Consider the following 17,584-nt stretch of genomic DNA (forward strand, 5'->3'; position numbering starts at 1 on the left):
GGTCACGCTCCCTTGGTGATGCGGGCGCGCTCGCGGATGAAGGTCTCGACCGCAGCCTGATCGTTGGCCACGCGCGAGAAGGTCTCCTTGCGGTCCATCAGATCGGCGAGGTGCGGCGGCAGTTCGGGGCGCCGCCCGCCAATCGCCTTCGCGACCGCATCGGGGAACTTGGCGGCGTGCGCGGTGGCGAGGGCCACCACGGGGGTGTGCGGATCCTGGCGCAGGAGCTTGCGCGCGGCATGCACGCCGATGGCGCTGTGCGGATCGATGACGTGTCCGGTCTCGGCATAGGTCCGGGCGATTTCGGCCAACACGTCCGGCTCGGAGACGGCGGCGGCGTCGAACTCCGCGCGAACGGTTTCGAGGATCTGCGGATCGAGGTGGAAGCCGCCCGATTGCTTGAGGCCGGCCATCAGGCGCCCGAGGCTTGACGCGTCGCGGTCGAGCGCCTCGAAGAGCAGACGCTCGAAATTCGAGGAGATCTGGATGTCCATAGACGGCGAGGTGGTCGGCTGGACGCCACGGACCTCGTAGGCGCCGTGCTCCAGGGTGCGGGCCAGGATGTCGTTGGCATTGGTGCCGATCATCAGGCGCTCGATGCCCAAGCCCATGCGCTTGGCGACCCAGCCGGCGAGGATGTCGCCGAAATTGCCGGTTGGAACCGCGAAGGAGACCGGGCGGTGCGGTGCGCCCAGGGCCACCGCCGAGGTGAAGTAGTAGACCGCCTGGGCGGCGACCCGGGCCCAGTTGATCGAATTCACGCCCGACAGCCGTACGTCGTCGGCGAAATCCGCGTGCTGGAACAGCGCTTTGACGATGTTCTGGCAATCATCGAAATTGCCGTCGATGGCGATGGCGTGGACGTTGTGCGCCCCCACCGAGGTCATCTGCCGACGCTGGACCTCGGAGACGCGGCCTTCGGGGAACAGGATGAAGATGTCGACCTGATCGAGGCCGCGGAAGGCCTCGACCGCTGCGCTGCCGGTATCGCCCGAAGTGGCGCCCACGATGGTCGCCCTGGCGCCCCGCGCCCGCAGGACGTGGTCCATCAGGCGGCCGAGAAGCTGCATCGCCACGTCCTTGAACGCGAGCGTCGGGCCGTGAAAGAGTTCCAGCAGGAACAGGTTGTCGTCGAGTTGCGTCAGCGGGCAGACCGCCGGATGCCGGAAGGTGGCGTAGGCCTCCTCGATCATCCGATCGAGGTCCGCGTCCACGATCTCCCCGTCGATGAGCGGACGCAGGACGGTCTTGGCAGCCTCGGCGTAGCGCACGCCTGCCAGCCCGGCGATCGTCGGCTTCGCGATCTGCGGCCAGCTCTCGGGCACGTAGAGACCGCCGTCGCGGGCGAGGCCGGCGAGCAGAGCATCGGAAAAGCTGAGGGGCGCCGCGGCGCCGCGGGTCGAAACGTGAAGCAAGGAGGCCTCCGGGAAGGCGCCCCGTCTACACGATGTCGGCGGGCGTGTCGAAAGACTTGGGGGTGTCGAAAGGCTTAGGAATGTCGAAAGGCTTGGACCGGCTTACGCGTTGCTGCCCGGCGCCTTGACGAGGCGGCACCCGGTGATGCGCCAGGCACCGTCCGCCTGCTTCTCGAGACTGTAGAGCGCGGCCCAGTCGGTGCCGTCCGCATCCTGTAAGGTCACTCCGAGGGCCAGACCGTCATCGCCGGCCTCCTCGATGCGGTCCACGCTGTAGCGGCGGGCGCGGTAGACGGCGGCATAGCCCTCGCGGACCATCGCGATGAAGGTTTCGGGCGACGGGAACATGCTCTGGATCGCCGGGGCGGCCTGGGCGTAGGCGGTGGCGGCGTCGTCGCGGCGGAAGGCCTCGATCTGGCGTTCCACCGTCGCCTTGGCGGCGTCCCGGGCCGCGGCATCGACGGCGAAGGCGGCCGACGGCACCATCAGCAGGGTTAGGACGAGGAGAACGGTGCGCATGGGGCCCACTCCGTATCGTGACCAGCCACCCGAAGGTAGGCTGGATCATTCGGCCGGGCGACGCAAGTTCTCGGCCGTTTTCGTCACAATCACGTCGGTGCGGCCTCCTCGTGAAGTCTGCGCCAAGCGAAGACTCCGAACACACCGAGCAGACATGCGGCGATGCCGAACCAGGTGAAGGCGTATTGCAAGTGATTGTTCGGCAGGTCGACGCGCAACTGTCCGCCCTTCGGCCACCCTCCCGGATTGGGTGTTCCGTCCGCCTCGACGAGGTAGGGGCGGGGATCGGCGATCCCGCGCGACGCGCTGATGCCGGCGATGTCGCGGTTGAACCACTCGTTGCGGACCGGATCCGGCGCCGGCACGAACATCGTCCGCGGCTCCGAGCCGCGGAGGATGCCGGTGAGGGTGGTCACGCCGTCGACCTGACCGGCCGCGCGGTTCACTGGCGCCTTCAGCTCCGTCGGCACGAAACCGCGGTTGATGAGGACGAGTCCGCCCTCCTGCAACTGGAAGGGTGTCAGGACGTAGTAGCCCTGGAGGGCCCGCCCCGGAACCTCGCCCGCAGCCAGGCCGTGGACGAGCGTCTCGGCATCGTGCCGGAACGTGCCGGTGACGCGGACCCGGCGGAACTCGTCCCGGGACGGGTTCCAATCCTGCGGCGCCGGCAGGGGGGCCGGCGGCTCGACCTTGGAGCGTTCCAGGATGCGGGCGATCAGCGCCTCCTTCTCGCCCTTGCGCTCGAGCTGCCAGACCCCGAGGCCGAGGAGGATCGCGAGGCAGGCCAGCGAGACGAGACCGGGCGCGAGGATGCTGCGCCAGGCGCCAGGGCGAAGGGTCGAAGCCATGACTAGCGGAAGCGTCCCTGCTCGGCCTTGTTGGTGAACTGGAGCGCCGCGAGGATGCCCTTGAGGGGTCGTACCAGCAGGAGGCTGAGCCCGATCGACAGGGAGCCCGCCACCAGCGCGTGGACCCAGATCGGCGGCTCGTAGGTGATCTCCATCCAGAGGGCGAGCCCGACCACGATGATGCCCACGATCGACATGACGAAGAACGCCGGCCCATCGCCGGAGTTGAAGCTGCCGTAATCCAGTCCGCAGACCTCGCAGGAGGGACGGAAGGTGAGGAATCCGTCGAACATGTGCCCCTCGCCACAGCGTGGGCAGCGGCCGCGCAGACCGGCGGAAATGGGGGGTGGCGTCGGCCGCGATGCGTCCAAGATCGATAACTCCTCGTACGGCGCCGTGCCGTCGGATCCCATATGGGGACGGCAGCGGGGCTCTTCAGGCGCGACCACGAAAAAGGGCGGCTCGCGCCGCCCTCTTCAACACTGGCATGCGGTGCAGGCCGGGCTCAGTGAGCCGCGTGGCCGGCGCCGGCGCCCCAGACGTAGATCGAGGCGAACAGGAACAGCCAGACCACGTCGACGAAGTGCCAGTACCAGGCGGCAAACTCGAAACCGAGATGCTGCCGGGTCGTGAACTGGCCGAGATAGGCGCGGTACAGACAGATCGCGAGGAAGATCGTGCCGATGATGACGTGGAAGCCGTGGAAGCCCGTCGCCATGAAGAAGGTCGACGAGTAGATGCTGCCCGAGAAGCCGAAATGAGCGTGGGCATACTCGTAGGCCTGGCAGGCCGAGAACAGCACGCCGAGAATGATCGTCAGCCAGAGGCCGTATTTCAGGCCCTTGCGGTCATCGTGCAGCAGGGCGTGGTGGGCCCAGGTGATCGTCGTGCCGGACGTGAGCAGGATCAGGGTGTTCAGGAGCGGCAGGTGCCACGGGTCGAACGCCTCGATACCCTTCGGCGGCCAGGTCCCGCCCGTGAAGTCGACGCGCGAGGCCTGGATCGGATCGGCGGTGTAGAGGGCGGCTTCGAAATAGGCCCAGAACCACGCGACGAAGAACATCACCTCCGAGGCGATGAACATGATCATGCCGTAGCGATGGTGGAGCTGCACGACCCGCGTGTGATCGCCCGTGTTGGCCTCGTGCACGACGTCTTTCCACCAGGCGAACATGGTGTAGAGCACGCCGAGGGTGCCGGCGCCGAAGATGTAGGGGCCGGGGGTGAGGGTGCCGATCTGGAGGCTCTTCATCCAGAAGACGGCGCCGAAGGCCATCAGGAAGCCCGAGAAGGCGCCGATGAGCGGCCAGGGACTCGGGGCGAGAATGTGGAAGTCGTGATTTTTGGCGTGCGCCTCGGCCATTGAACTCTTCTCCTGCCCCCGACCTCCGGACCGTCTCCGATCCTCGATCCACTGAATGCGTCGTCCCGACCGGGTTGCCCCGGATTGTTGTGGCAAACCCTTACCCAGGGTCGCGCGCTGTTGTCACGCTTGTGCCGTCAAAAATTCGACTTCGTCCCCGTGCCGCCCGTTGTCGCAAGCGCGGCCGTGGGCTGCCCGTTCTTGGAGGCGAAGTAGGTGTAGGACAGCGTCATCTCTGACAGGTGCGCCGTGTTGGAGTCCTTGCGGACCTCTGGGTCGATGTAGAACACCACCGGGAAATCCATCGTTTCGCCCGGCTGCAAGGTCTGCTCGTTGAAGCAGAAGCACTGAACCTTGACGAAGAAGCCGCCCATCAGGCCCGGCTGGACATTGAAGGTGGCGATACCGGTCGAGGGTGTGGTGCCGGTGTTCTTGACGCGAAAGAAGACCGTCTTGGTCTCCCCGAGGCGTGCCTCCACCTTCGGTGACTCGGCCTGGAAGCGCCAGGGCAAGCTCGACGCAACGTTGGTGTCGAAATGGACGACCATGCTGTCGTCGATCGACGCGGCCGTCGGTGCGAGGCCCGTGCGCGGCGTGCCGTCATAGCCCGTGGCTTTGCAGAACATGTCGTAGAGCGGCACCGACGCGAAGGCGAGGCCGATCATGCCGAAGGCCAGCCCCGCGCAGGCGAAGGCCGTGACGCCGGCGCGCCGGCCTGCTCCGCGGGGCGGCCCCTGTCTCAGGTCGGCCATCAGAAGCGTCTCCGTTGTCCGGCGCGATCAGATCGGACGGTTGAGGACCTGTGGCCCGAGCTTCGCGATCGTCAGCACGTAGAAGATGGTCACCAGCGCGAACAGCACGGCCGCGATGGCGATCGAGCGCTTGCGCCTCCGCTGCGATTCCTCGGGCGTCAGCGGACGGGGCGTTCCGGGCAGGCCGGGGCGATCGCTCACAGGCTCACCGCGCGGAAGAGGCCGAGGCTCTGCTCGGCCAGCAGGGCCGCGAACATCAGGAACAGGTGCAGGATCGAGAAGCCGAACATGCCCATGGCGGCCTTGCGCTCCGGCTCGCCCTCGCGGTTGCGGAAGACGTGCACGCTGAAGGCCAGCATGCCGAGCCCGCCGAGGAGCGCCGTCACCGCGTAGAGCCAGCCGCCGAAACCCAGCGCGACGGGCGCGAGACCGAGGGGGAACAGCAGGATCGAATAGGCGATGATCTGGCGCCGGGTCGATTCCGGACCGGCGACGTTCGGCATCATCGGGATTCCGGCCTTCGCGTAATCGGCCGATTTGATCAGGGCGAGCGCCCAGAAGTGGGGCGGGGTCCAGATGAAGATGATGAGGAAGAGAACCAGCGATTCGATGCCGATGGTGCCGCTGACGGCAGCTTGGCCGACCATCGGGGGGAGGGCACCGGCGGCGCCGCCGATGACGATGTTCTGCGGCGTCGCCCGCTTCAGCCACATGGAATAGACCACCGCGTAGAAGACGATGGTGAAGGCCAGGAGCCCGGCGGCGAGCCAGTTCGAGGCGAGCCCGAGGACCAGCACCGAGCCCACGGACAGGACGATACCGAAGGCCAGAGCCTCATCCGGACGGATTCGGCCGTCGGGGATCGGACGCTTGGCCGTCCGGGTCATCACCGCGTCGATGTCCGCGTCCCACCACATGTTGAGACAGCCCGAGGCCCCCGCCCCGACGGCGATCATCAACAGCGAGATCGAGCCGACCACCGGCTGGATGTGGACATGGGAGACCAGCATGCCCACGAGGGCCGTGAAGATGACGAGCACCATCACGCGCGGCTTCAGCAGGGCGAAGAAGTCCGAAACCTCGCCGCCGACCGGCGACAGAACTTGCGGCTCGGCGCCAGCGGATAGGCTGTTCGACAGGCTCGTCATGGGTTCCCGATACGGTTTTCGTGTCCGGTGGGGCTTCGGATCGCGCCGCGCGGCGCCGCCCTTTGCGGGAAGCCTCGGTGATCGCTCGCGCGAGCTTGACCGGGGCTTCCGGGAAAGAGCGAGGACCGCTCGCGCGGTCCTCGCAATCCTCGAAGCTGCGATGCGCCTTAGTGGTGGCCCGGCTCGTCGACGATCCGGGGCAGGGTCTCGAACTGGTGGAAGGGCGGAGGAGAGGACAGGGTCCACTCGAGGGTGGTCGCACCCTCGCCCCACGGATTGTCGGCGGCGCGCTTGCTGGAGCGGAGCGCCAGGACGACGCCGATGAAGAACACCACCATGCCGAGGGCGAAGATGTGCCCACCCCAGGTGGAGACCTTGTGCCAGCCGGCGAAGGCCTCCGGGTAGTCGGCGTAGCGGCGCGGCATGCCGGCGAGTCCGAGGAAGTGCATCGGGAAGAACAGGACGTTCGCGCCGATGAAGGCGAGCCAGAAGTGCAGCTTGCCGGCCCACTCGGGGATGATGTGGCCCGTCATCTTCGGGAACCAGTAGTAGACACCGGCGAAGATGATGAACACGGCTCCGAGCGAGAGCACGTAGTGGAAGTGAGCGACGACGTAGTAGGTGTCGTGCAGGTACTTATCGACCGCCGAGTTCGCCAGCACGACGCCGGTGACGCCGCCGACCGTGAACAGGAAGATGAAGCCAACTGCCCAGTGCATGGCGGCCGTGAAGCGGATCGAGCCGCCCCACATCGTCGCGATCCAGGAGAAGATCTTCACACCGGTGGGCACCGCGATGACCATCGTGGCGAAGACGAAGTAGGACTGCGTCTGGAGCGACAGGCCGACCGTGTACATGTGGTGCGCCCACACGACGAAGCCGACGACGCCGATGGCGACCATGGCGTAGGCCATGGCGAGGTAGCCGAAGACGGGCTTGCGCGAGAAGGTCGAGATGATGTGCGAGACGATGCCGAAGGCCGGCAGGATCATGATGTACACTTCGGGGTGACCGAAGAACCAGAACAGGTGCTGGTACAGCACCGGATCGCCGCCGCCGGCCGGGTCGAAGAAGGTCGTGCCGAAGTTGCGGTCGGTGAGCAGCATCGTGATCGCGCCGGCGAGCACCGGGAGCGACAGCAGCAGGAGGAAGGCGGTCACCAGCATCGACCAGGCGAACAGCGGCATCTTGTGCAGGGTCATGCCCGGCGCGCGCATGTTCAGGATGGTGGTGATGAAGTTGATGGCCCCGAGGATCGAGCCCGCACCGGACAGGTGGAGGGCGAAGATCGCGAAGTCGACGGCCGGGCCCGGGTGGCCGGAGCTGGACAGCGGCGGGTAGACGGTCCAGCCGGTTCCGGCGCCGGACGCGCCGGGTGCGCCCTCGACGAACAGCGAGCAGACGAGGCTGAGGAAGCCCGCGACCGTCAGCCAGAACGAGATGTTGTTCATGCGCGGGAACGCCATGTCGGGCGCGCCGATCATGAGCGGCACGAACCAGTTGCCGAAGCCGCCGATGAGTGCCGGCATCACCATGAAGAACACCATGATGAGGCCGTGCCCGGTGACGAACACGTTGTAGGTGCCGGGATTGGCGAAATACTGGAGGCCGGGCTCCTCCATCTCCATGCGGATGCCGAAGGAGAGGAACGCGCCCATGATGCCCGCGCAGAAGGCGAACAGCAGGTAGAGGGTGCCGATGTCCTTGTGGTTCGTCGACAGGAACCAGCGGGAAAAGAAGGACGGCATGTGGTGGTCGTGGGCGTCGTGATGCCCCGTATGTGCAGCGGCGTTCGCCATGGATGCAGACCTTAGTCCAGGTTTCTCGTGATCATCTCGATGGGTGGGGCCGGGCGCCGCTCAAGGGCCCGGCTCCAGGGGTCCGCGCCCTTACCGGGCGTCGGCGAACTTCGACGGATCGTCGATGCGGGCGAACTTGGTCTTACCCTCGGCGAGCCACTTGGCGTAGGCCTCCTCGCTCACGACCTGAACCGTGATCGGCATGTAGGCGTGGCGGGCGCCGCAGAGTTCGGAGCACTGGCCGTGATAGGTGCCCTCACGCTCGGCCTTGAACCAGAACTGATTCAGACGGCCCGGGACGGCATCGATCTTGAAGCCGAAGGACGGCATCGCCCAGGAGTGCATGACGTCGGCGGCGGTGACCTGGATCTTCACGATCTTGTTCACCGGCACGACCATGTCGTTGTCGGTGCCGAGCAGCTTCGGCTGCTTGTCCTCGTCGAGGTTGGCGTCGAAGGTGAAGCCGCCGCCGTTTTCCACGGCCGGGTACTCGTAGGACCAGTACCAGGCGTGGCCGATGACCTTCACCAGCACGTCGGCCTTCGGGTCGGAGAGCTGGGTGCGCAGGAGGCGGAACGAAGGAATCGCCACGGCGACCAGGATCAGCACGGGGACGATGGTCCACGCCACCTCGATCATGGTGTTGTGGGTGGTCTTCGAGGGCGTCGGGTTCGCCTTCTCGCTGAAGCGGAAGACGCAGTACAGGATCAGGCCGAGCACGAACAGCGAGATGCCGAACGACAGCCAGTGCATGCCGTGCTCGAACGAATGGATGTCCCGAGCGTTCTCGGTGACGGCGACCTGACGGTCCATCTGCCACGGCACCGGCTGACCGATGCCGGCCGCGAGAGCCGATGACGAAGAAACGAGGAACGCGCCGAGCGCGGCAAGCCCCCATGATGACCGGTGTTGCGCCTGCGTCGTCCGCATGTGCCTCTCGTGGCTCCCCGTGATTGTGATCGCCGATGCCGCGCGTCTTGCTTGGTTTGTTCTAAATCGCAAGTGCGTTTCGCGGATCGCGGGCCATTCGCGGGCCTGAACCCACATCTCGCCGATTGGCGTGTCAGACCACAAGGCCGAGAGGTGCGCAACCGCAACAGCGTCGCATCATCCCCGATTTGGACCTCGACTCAGGCGTTTGGCGGTCTATCGAAATGTCGCACGCGGGCCCATGCATCCGCCTGTATTCATGATGCCAGCGGCTGCGCAGCCCGTGGGCATTTCGGCTGGCGGAGATCCGTGCGTGATCGATCGACTGGAATTCATCCTGGCCCTGGCTCGCGAGCGTCACTTCGGACGGGCGGCCCAGGTCTGCAACGTCTCGCAGCAGACGTTGTCCGCCGGCGTGAAGCAACTCGAGGAACGGCTCGGTGTGCTTCTGGTACAACGGGGTTCACGCTTTCAAGGTTTTACGCCGGAGGGTGAGCGCGTGCTCGAATGGGCACGCCGCATCGTCGGGGATGCCCGCGCCATGCGGGAGGAAGTCACGAGCCTGCGCCGCGGCCTCTCGGGGACCCTGCGCTTGGCTGCGATTCCGACAGCCACGCCGATCGTCGCCGCTCTCACCACGCCGTTCCGGGCACGCCATCCCAACGTACGCTTCTCGGTCCAGTCCACCACTTCGGGCGAGATCGGGCGTCTGATCGCCGATCTCGAGATCGATGCCGGCATCACCTATCTGGAGAACGAACCCCTCGGCCGGCTGACGGCCGTACCGCTCTATCGGGAGCGGTACCGTCTGCTGACCGCGGTCGACGGTATTTTCGGAGAGCGGGAGACCGTGACCTGGGATGAGGTGGCAGGGCTACCCCTCTGCCTGTTGACACCGGACATGCAGAATCGGCGGATCATCGATCGGCAGCTGCTCAATGCGGGGACGGAGGCCGCGCCCCTGCTCGAGTCGAATTCGATGATCGTGCTGCTCACCCACGTCCGTACGGCGAAATGGGCGAGCATCATGCCGGCCGTCCTCGCCGACACGTTCCGTTTGAGCGATCGCATCCGGGCCGTCCCCATCGTCAACCCGGACCTCAGTCATCTCGTCGGTCTCGTGGTCCCCGAGCGCGAGCCGATGACGCCCCTCTGCGCGGGTCTCATCGTCGAAGCCCGCAACGTCGCGGGCGGGATCGCACAGACCATCGACGCCCTGTGAAAAGAATTTGAGGACGCGGCAAATCGCGCCGCCGTCATCATGGATTTTCGCGTCGCAACATAGCTTTTCGACAAAAAACCGTTGTCGCTTCACCGATCAGCGCGATTGATCCCCTGTTGGCGATATACCACCCTCGAATGAGAACAATCTTATTCCGGGTAGGAACAATGGTGCCGAACGAGCCCTGGAGCGAGCCTCGCGCCGCCGGGATCATCGCCGAACACGTCCACCTTGAGGGCGCGACGCTCCCCATCCTCCACGCGCTGCAGGAGACCTTCGGCTACGTGGACGAAGGTGCCGTGCCGCTGATCGCCGACGCGTTGAACCTGTCGCGCGCCGAGGTTCATGGCTGCATCACCTTCTATCACGATTTCCGTCGCGCGCCGGCGGGCCGCCACCAAGTGAAGCTCTGTCGCGCCGAGGCCTGTCAGGCCATGGGCTCCGACGCTCTTCACGCGCAGATCCTGGCCCGGCTGGGCGTCGACTGGCACGGGACCACGGCCGACGGTCAGGTCACTGTCGAACCCGTCTACTGCCTCGGTCTCTGCGCCAACGGACCGGGTGCGCTCGTCAACGACGAGCCGCTGGCCCGACTGACCGCCGATTCCCTGGAAGCCGCCCTGACGGAGATGACGTCGTGAGCATCACGATCACCGTTCCGCGCGACGCCGTCGCGCTGGGCCTCGGCGCCAACCGGGTCGCCCGCGCACTGTTCGCCGGCGCCGAGCGCCGCGGCCTCGACGTGACCATCGTTCGCACCGGCTCGCGCGGCCTGTTGTGGCTGGAGCCGATGATCGAGGTCGTCACGCCGGTAGGCCGGATCGCCTACGGGCCGGTGACGCCCGCCGACGTCGACGGCCTGCTGGATGCGGGGCTCGTCGACGGCGGTGCGCATTCCCTGCGCCTCGGCCGCCCGGAGGAGATTCCGTATCTCGCCCGTCAGCATCGACTGACCTTTCAGCGCTGCGGTGTGGTCGATCCGGTCTCGGTCGAGGATTACCGGGCCCATGGCGGCTACCGGGGCCTCGAGGCCGCCCTCAAGCTCGATGCGGCCGACATCGTCGCGGAAGTGCGCGAATCCGGATTGCGCGGGCGCGGCGGCGCCGGCTTCCCGGCCGGCATCAAGTGGAACACGGTGATGCTGGCGCAGGCGCCTCAGAAATACGTGGTCTGCAACGCCGACGAGGGCGATTCCGGAACCTTCGCCGACCGCATGATGATGGAGGGCGATCCCTTCAACCTCATCGAGGGGATGACCATCGCGGGGATCGCGACGGGCGCCACGCGCGGCTACATCTATCTGCGTTCGGAATACCCACAGGCGTTCGCAACGCTCAAGGAGGCGATCGCCAACGGCATCAAGGCGGGTGTTCTCGGCGAGAACGTGATGAATTCCGGCCGGGCCTTCCACCTGGAGGTCCGCCTCGGTGCGGGCGCCTACATCTGCGGCGAGGAGACCTCGCTGCTTGAGAGTCTGGAGGGGCGCCGCGGCATCGTTCGCGCCAAGCCGCCGATCCCGGCCCTCAAGGGGTTCCTCGGCCAGCCGACCCTGGTCAACAACGTGATGACCTTCACGGCGGTGCCCTACATCCTGGAGCACGGCGCCAAAGCCTATGCCGAGTATGGCATGGGCCGCTCGCTCGGCACGCTCGCGATCCAGCTTGCCGGCAACATCAAGCATGGCGGTCTGATCGAGTACGCCTTCGGCATCACGCTGCGCGAGATCATCGAGAAGTTCGGCGGCGGCACCCGGAGTGGCCGTCCGGTGCGTGCGGTGCAAGTGGGTGGGCCGCTCGGCGCCTACTTTCCCGATCACCTCCTCGACACGCCCCTCGATTATGAAGCGATGGCGGCCAACAAGGGCCTCGTCGGCCACGGCGGCATCGTCGTCTTCGACGACACCGTCGACATGGCCAAGCAGGCGCGTTTCGCCTTCGAATTCTGCGCCGTCGAATCCTGCGGCAAGTGCACGCCCTGCCGCATCGGTGCGACTCGCGGCGTCGAGACGATGGACAAGGTCATCGCCGGCATCAGGCCGACCGAGAATCTCGCGGTGGTCGCCGACCTCTGCGACGTGATGACTGACGGATCGCTCTGCGCCATGGGCGGCCTCACGCCGATGCCCGTCATGAGCGCGATCACCCACTTCCCCGAGGATTTCCAGCAGCGCGGGCCGATGTCCGTCGCGGCCGAGTAAGGAGGCGCGATCCATGGCCCTCATCAAAGAGATCGACTACGGCACCCCGATCCGGGTGAACGAGCAGAATGTGACGCTCACCATCGACGGCATGAGCGTCACGGTGCCCGCGGGCACGTCGGTGATGGCCGCGGCGATGCATGCCGGTACCCAGATTCCCAAGCTCTGCGCCACCGATTCGCTCGAGGCCTTCGGCTCCTGCCGTCTCTGCCTCGTGGAGATCGAGGGGCGGCGCGGCACACCCGCTTCCTGCACCACGCCGGCGGAGAACGGCATGGTGGTCTCCACCCAGACGGACAAGCTCGCCAAGCTCCGCAAGGGGGTGATGGAGCTCTACATCTCCGACCATCCGCTCGACTGCCTGACCTGCGCGGCCAACGGCGACTGCGAGCTGCAGGACATGGCCGGCGCGGTTGGCCTGCGCGATGTGCGCTACGGCTACGACGGGGCCAACCACGTCAAGCCGACCTCCGAGCAGTACCTGCCGAAGGACACCTCGAACCCGTACTTCACCTACGATCCGTCGAAGTGCATCGTCTGCAATCGCTGCGTCCGCGCCTGTGAGGAAACCCAGGGTACCTTCGCCCTCACGATCGCCGGCCGAGGCTTCGAAAGCCGGGTTGCTGCCGGCCCGACCAATTTCTTCAATTCCGAATGCGTCTCATGCGGCGCCTGCGTGCAGGCCTGCCCAACGGCGACGCTCCAGGAGAAGTCGATCATCGAGCACGGCCAGCCCGACCATTCCGAGATCACCACCTGCGCCTATTGTGGCGTCGGCTGCTCGTTCAAGGCTGAGATGCAGGGCACCCGCATCGTCCGCATGGTGCCCTACAAGGGCGGCAAGGCGAATGAGGGCCATTCCTGCGTCAAGGGTCGCTTCGCCTATGGCTACGCCACGCACAAGGACCGCATCACCAAGCCGATGATCCGCGACAAGATCACGGACCCCTGGCAGGAAGTCTCCTGGGAAGTCGCGATCGACCGGGCCGCCAGCGAGTTCAAGCGCATCCAGGCGAAATACGGCAAGGATTCAGTCGGCGGCATCACCTCGTCCCGTTGTACCAACGAGGAGGCATACCTCGTCCAGAAGCTGGTACGTGCGGCCTTCGGCAACAACAACGTCGATACCTGTGCCCGCGTCTGCCACTCGCCCACCGGCTACGGCCTGATGTCGACGCTCGGCACCTCGGCCGGTACGCAGGACTTCGCCTCGGTGGCGCATTCCGACGTGATCCTGGTCATCGGCGCGAACCCCACCGACGGCCACCCGGTCTTCGCCTCGCGCATGAAGAAGCGCCTTCGCGAGGGGGCCAAGCTCATCGTCGCCGATCCGCGCAAGATCGACCTCGTGAAGTCGCCCCACATCAAGGCCGATTTCCACCTGCCGCTGAAGCCCGGCTCCAACGTCGCCTTCATCAATTCGATGGCGCACGTCATCGTCACCGAAGGCCTGATCGACGAAGCCTATGTCCGCGAGCGCTGCGATCTCGGCGACTTCGAGGCCTGGGCCCGCTTCGTGGCCGACGAGCGCCATTCGCCCGAAGCGCAGGCGACCTATACGGGCATCGATCCGGCAGAGCTGCGCGCCGCCGCCCGTCTCTACGCCAAGGGCGGAGCCGCCGGGATCTATTACGGCCTTGGCGTCACCGAGCACAGCCAGGGCTCCACCATGGTCATGGGCATGGCCAACATCGCCATGGCCACCGGCAACATCGGCATGCTGGGCGCCGGCGTGAATCCGCTGCGCGGCCAGAACAACGTCCAGGGCTCCTGCGACATGGGCTCGTTCCCGCACGAGCTGCCGGGCTACCGCCACGTATCGGACGATGCCACCCGCGAGACCTTCGAATCGCTCTGGGGCGTTACGCTCGACCAGCACCCAGGTCTGCGCATCACCAACATGCTGGACGAGGCCGTCGATGGTGCCTTCAAGGGCATGTACATTCAGGGCGAGGACATCGCGCAGTCCGATCCCGACACGCACCACGTCACTGCCGGCCTGATGGCGATGGAGTGCATCGTCATCCAGGACATCTTCCTGAACGAGACGGCCAAGTACGCCCACGTCTTCCTGCCGGGCGCCTCGTTCCTGGAGAAGGACGGCACCTTCACGAATGCGGAGCGCCGCATCTCCCGCGTACGCAAGGTGATGCCGCCGCTCTCCGGCGTTGGCGACTGGGAGGGCACGATGCTGCTCTCCAACGCCCTCGGCTACCCCATGAACTACAGCCACCCGAGCGAGATCATGGACGAGATCGCGTCCCTGACTCCCAGTTTCTCCGGGGTGAGTTTCGCCAAGCTCGACGAGCTCGGCTCGATCCAGTGGCCCTGCAACGAGGCTGCCCCGCGCGGCACCCCAATGATGCACGTGGACCGCTTCGTGCGCGGCCTCGGCAAGTTCATGATCACCGAGTACGTGCCCACCGAGGAGCGCACCGGCCCGCGCTTCCCGCTCATCCTCACCACCGGTCGCATCCTGTCGCAGTACAATGTCGGCGCACAAACCAGACGCACCGAGAATTCGCGCTGGCATGAGGAAGACGTTCTGGAAATCCACCCCTTCGACGCGGAGGTTCGGGGTATCGTCGATGGAGACCTCGTCGCCCTCGAGAGCCGCTCCGGCGACATCGCCCTGAAGGCCATCGTGTCCGAGCGCATGCAGCCCGGAGTGGTGTATACGACCTTCCATCACGCCAAGACCGGCGCCAACGTGATCACCACCGACTACTCGGACTGGGCCACCAACTGCCCCGAGTACAAGGTCACGGCGGTCCAGGTCCGGCGGACGAACCGCCCCTCCGACTGGCAGGCGCGGTTCTTCGAGGAGGATTTTTCGTTGACCCGGATTGCGACCCAGCTGAATGCAGCCGAGTGATCACGACGGCCTGACGGCGAACGAAGGGGACGTGGCGGTCGAGACCGCCCGGCGCGTCCCGACCCTGGTCGTTGCCTACGACGATCCGCAGCCACGCGGCGGCACACGGCCCCTGGCCGTCGAGATGCCGGTGAACCTCGTCTACGGCACCGTGCCCTATGCGGTGATGATGACGACACCGGCTGACCTCGTGGACTTTGCCTACGGGTTCAGTCTGACAGAGGGAATTATCGCCACGGCCGACGAGATTCGTTCGGTACAGGTCGAGGTCGACGCGGCGGAGGGAGGCATGCGCCTTCTCATCGATCTCGTGCCGGGACGTCTGCGCGAGCACCTGGCGCGCAAGCGCGCCATGTCGGGGCGCACCGGCTGCGGCGTCTGCGGGATCGACGACCTCGCGTCGTTGCCGAAGGCCGAGGCGCCGTTGCATGGCGCCGGACGGGTCGCCATAGCGGCAATCCAGCGGGCACTGCTTGCCATGGGCGACGCGCAGGTCCTGAATGCCGAGACGCGGGCGGTCCATGCCGCGGCCTGGGCGGATCTCGATGGTAACATCCTGGCGTTGCGCGAGGATGTCGGTCGCCACAACGGCCTCGACAAGTTGATCGGCGCCCTGATCCGGCGCAACACCGACCCGGCGGACGGCTTCGTCGTCATCACGAGTCGCTGTTCCTTCGAGATGGTGGAGAAGGCGGCGAGCCTCGGCGCCACGGTGCTGGTGGCGATCTCCGCTCCGACCTCGCTGGCCATCGACCGGGCCCGCCTCCACGGCACGACGCTCTGCGCCATCGCCCGCTCCGACACTCTGACGGTCTTCACCGGCCGTGAACGCCTCGATCTGCCCGCGCAGCCATGACGCAGCCATGACCAAGCGCGATCCCCGTTCCCTCGCGACAGAGTTCCCGAGCCCATGAGTGCCCTGACGTCCGACGAGAAGCTGGTCCGCATGGCCAACCAGATCGCCACGTTCTTCCGGTCCTATCCGGACGAGGAAGCCGTGGCTGGCATCCACAAGCACATCGTGGCGTTCTGGACCCCGAAGATGCGCTCCGCTCTCGAGGCCTACGGACCCCATCCGGAGAGCGGCCTCGACCCTCTCGCGCTTCGGGCATTGCAGGACAAGCCGATGGCCGACAGCCCGGTCCCTGCCGGAACCCGCGACCCGCACCTGCAGGGAGCCGGAGCCAGCGACGCCGGCTGATGCAACTGAAGTCTATCGTTGAACGGGAAGGGCCGCGCGGTGACGTCCGCGCGGCCCTTCTGATTTCGGTCCCTGAGTTCGGACTCAGTCCTTCTCCGGCTCCTTCGTCGTGCCGGGGACGATCGTCGCGCCGCCGATCACGCGGACCGAGCGCTTGCCGTCGGCGGGCACGTCCTTCCAGTTCTGCGCCACCGGCTTCTCCGACGGGGGCGGCTGCACCGAGGCCGGCGTCATGCCGGGTCCCGGCGCATCGACCTTGGGTGGCGCAACGGCCGCGTTGGCCGGCGCCGAGTTTGCATCCGACTTCGGCGCGGCTGGCGGCACGTCTGAGAGCTTCGGAGCATCCGGCACAACGGTAGGCGCGACCGCCTTGGCCGGCGGGTTGAGGCGCACGACCTTGCGGGGAACCTCGGCTTTCGGCTTCGCCTCGGTCCCGCGCGCATCGGGGTTCAAGCCCATCGGGTTGCGATCCGCCGGCTCGGGCCGGGCCTGCGGGGCCCCCCGCAGGCCGGCATCCGGACGTGTCGCCAGGTCGGGACGCGCCGCGAAATCGGGGCGCGGACGACGCGCCTGATCCTGCGGGAAGGGGATATCCGCCGGCGGAACGATTCGCTCGGCCTCGCGGATCGGCCGGCGCGGAGCCTCGTCCTCCTCGGTCCAGCCATAGCCGGGCGCGCGACGCACGAGGCGAGGGGGTGCTTCGGGCGCAATGTCGAGGCGCTGGCGGCCGAGAATGCGGCCGTCACGCGCGTCGACGAAGAGGCGTAGGCGGTCGCCGTAGGGATTCGATGCTTCGACGATATAGGCTCGCCCGTCGAAGCGCGGTCGCGTGACTTCGGTGAAGCCGCGGTCGTTCAGGCGCCAGACGACGGCACGTGGCGGGAGCAGCAGGTCGGGTTCGTAGGCATACTGGGCCTTCGCTGTACCGGCGGCCGATAGCGCGAACATGCCGGCGATCAAGCCGACGGACAGGGCGCGACGTGGTGGGGATGCACGCATGGGCTTCCTGGGAAACGAAACCATCGCTGTGAAGATTTGGACTGAGGTCGATGCGGAGGCCTGCTGTTCGCGCAGGTCCTCCGCTCCACGATCCGCCGGGTCACCGGAACCCCGCATGCCGCTTGTGCTCGGCACGCTGTATAGATCGTGGGATTGGGGCAAGATTGCGGGTCTATGACCACCGATACTGTGGCCCTTCCCGCCCGGTATCGCCTGCGGCAATGACGACGCGGCCCGCACGGGAACCATGCGCGCGAAAACCGCAGCGTGCGTCCCTGCGCACCCTTGCTGGAGCGGTTAAAATCTGTCACTTTCC

At 66.5% G+C, this 17,584-nt stretch carries 17 protein-coding genes; 6 read left to right on the forward strand and 11 right to left on the reverse strand.

The window, feature by feature from the left end; all coding sequences use genetic code 11:
- Positions 1-2: 2 nt before the first annotated feature.
- The 10 genes from thrC to coxB form a co-directional block, all read right to left on the reverse strand.
- A complete protein-coding gene (gene thrC / locus ACXJY8_RS01145; RefSeq protein WP_463775220.1) occupies positions 3-1,415 on the reverse strand; it encodes a threonine synthase in 1,413 nt (470 codons plus the stop codon).
- A gap of 102 nt (positions 1,416-1,517) precedes the next feature.
- A complete protein-coding gene (locus ACXJY8_RS01150; protein WP_463775223.1) occupies positions 1,518-1,934 on the reverse strand; it encodes a DUF4864 domain-containing protein in 417 nt (138 codons plus the stop codon).
- Positions 1,935-2,023: 89 nt separating this feature from the next.
- Entirely contained in the window at positions 2,024-2,782 is a 759-nt protein-coding gene (locus ACXJY8_RS01155) for an SURF1 family protein (RefSeq protein WP_463775226.1), read from the reverse strand.
- A 2-nt stretch (positions 2,783-2,784) separates the two neighbouring features.
- On the reverse strand, positions 2,785-3,195 hold the full coding sequence (locus ACXJY8_RS01160) for a DUF983 domain-containing protein (RefSeq protein ID WP_463780264.1): 411 nt from the start codon (positions 3,193-3,195) through the stop codon (positions 2,785-2,787).
- A 92-nt stretch (positions 3,196-3,287) separates the two neighbouring features.
- Positions 3,288-4,145 (reverse strand): cytochrome c oxidase subunit 3, encoded by an 858-nt coding sequence (locus ACXJY8_RS01165; RefSeq protein WP_108039586.1) that lies wholly within the window; start codon positions 4,143-4,145, stop codon positions 3,288-3,290.
- 137 nt (positions 4,146-4,282) lie between these two features.
- Entirely contained in the window at positions 4,283-4,897 is a 615-nt protein-coding gene (locus tag ACXJY8_RS01170; protein WP_463775233.1) for a cytochrome c oxidase assembly protein, read from the reverse strand.
- Positions 4,898-4,924: 27 nt separating this feature from the next.
- On the reverse strand, positions 4,925-5,098 hold the full coding sequence (locus ACXJY8_RS01175; RefSeq protein WP_463775237.1) for a cytochrome c oxidase system small membrane protein: 174 nt from the start codon (positions 5,096-5,098) through the stop codon (positions 4,925-4,927).
- Positions 5,095-6,045, reverse strand: coding sequence for a heme o synthase (locus ACXJY8_RS01180; protein ID WP_463775240.1), 951 nt, complete (start codon positions 6,043-6,045; stop codon positions 5,095-5,097). Before ACXJY8_RS01180 ends, ACXJY8_RS01175 begins: the two co-directional genes overlap by 4 nt.
- Before the next feature lie 167 nt (positions 6,046-6,212).
- Positions 6,213-7,844 (reverse strand): cytochrome c oxidase subunit I, encoded by a 1,632-nt coding sequence (gene ctaD / locus ACXJY8_RS01185; RefSeq protein WP_463775242.1) that lies wholly within the window; start codon positions 7,842-7,844, stop codon positions 6,213-6,215.
- A gap of 90 nt (positions 7,845-7,934) precedes the next feature.
- Complete coding sequence (coxB, locus tag ACXJY8_RS01190; protein ID WP_055954876.1) at positions 7,935-8,774, reverse strand: cytochrome c oxidase subunit II; 840 nt, start codon at positions 8,772-8,774, stop codon at positions 7,935-7,937.
- Positions 8,775-9,087: 313 nt separating this feature from the next.
- Between coxB and ACXJY8_RS01195 the strand changes: the two genes are divergently transcribed.
- The 6 genes from ACXJY8_RS01195 to ACXJY8_RS01220 all read left to right on the forward strand — a co-directional run bounded on the left by ACXJY8_RS01195 (position 9,088) and on the right by ACXJY8_RS01220 (position 16,269).
- Positions 9,088-9,996, forward strand: coding sequence for a LysR family transcriptional regulator (locus tag ACXJY8_RS01195; protein WP_463775249.1), 909 nt, complete (start codon positions 9,088-9,090; stop codon positions 9,994-9,996).
- Between the two features lie 167 nt (positions 9,997-10,163).
- Positions 10,164-10,637, forward strand: a complete 474-nt coding sequence (locus ACXJY8_RS01200; RefSeq protein WP_463775251.1) for a formate dehydrogenase subunit gamma — start codon at positions 10,164-10,166, stop codon at positions 10,635-10,637.
- Complete coding sequence (locus tag ACXJY8_RS01205; protein WP_463775255.1) at positions 10,634-12,193, forward strand: formate dehydrogenase beta subunit; 1,560 nt, start codon at positions 10,634-10,636, stop codon at positions 12,191-12,193. The genes ACXJY8_RS01200 and ACXJY8_RS01205 overlap by 4 nt, the downstream gene beginning before the upstream one ends.
- Before the next feature lie 13 nt (positions 12,194-12,206).
- Positions 12,207-15,068 (forward strand): formate dehydrogenase subunit alpha, encoded by a 2,862-nt coding sequence (gene fdhF / locus ACXJY8_RS01210; RefSeq protein ID WP_463775257.1) that lies wholly within the window; start codon positions 12,207-12,209, stop codon positions 15,066-15,068.
- Entirely contained in the window at positions 15,055-15,924 is an 870-nt protein-coding gene (gene fdhD / locus ACXJY8_RS01215; RefSeq protein ID WP_463775261.1) for a formate dehydrogenase accessory sulfurtransferase FdhD, read from the forward strand. Before fdhF ends, fdhD begins: the two co-directional genes overlap by 14 nt.
- Before the next feature lie 54 nt (positions 15,925-15,978).
- The gene (locus ACXJY8_RS01220; protein ID WP_463775266.1) at positions 15,979-16,269 is read left to right on the forward strand and encodes a formate dehydrogenase subunit delta; all 291 of its coding nucleotides are present in this window, start codon (positions 15,979-15,981) and stop codon (positions 16,267-16,269) included.
- Positions 16,270-16,353: 84 nt separating this feature from the next.
- Here ACXJY8_RS01220 and ACXJY8_RS01225 read toward each other — a convergent pair whose 3' ends face one another.
- Positions 16,354-17,517, reverse strand: a complete 1,164-nt coding sequence (locus ACXJY8_RS01225; protein ID WP_463775269.1) for a hypothetical protein — start codon at positions 17,515-17,517, stop codon at positions 16,354-16,356.
- Positions 17,518-17,584 lie beyond the last annotated feature (67 nt).

The organism is Methylobacterium sp. TK31 (genome assembly GCF_055361545.1).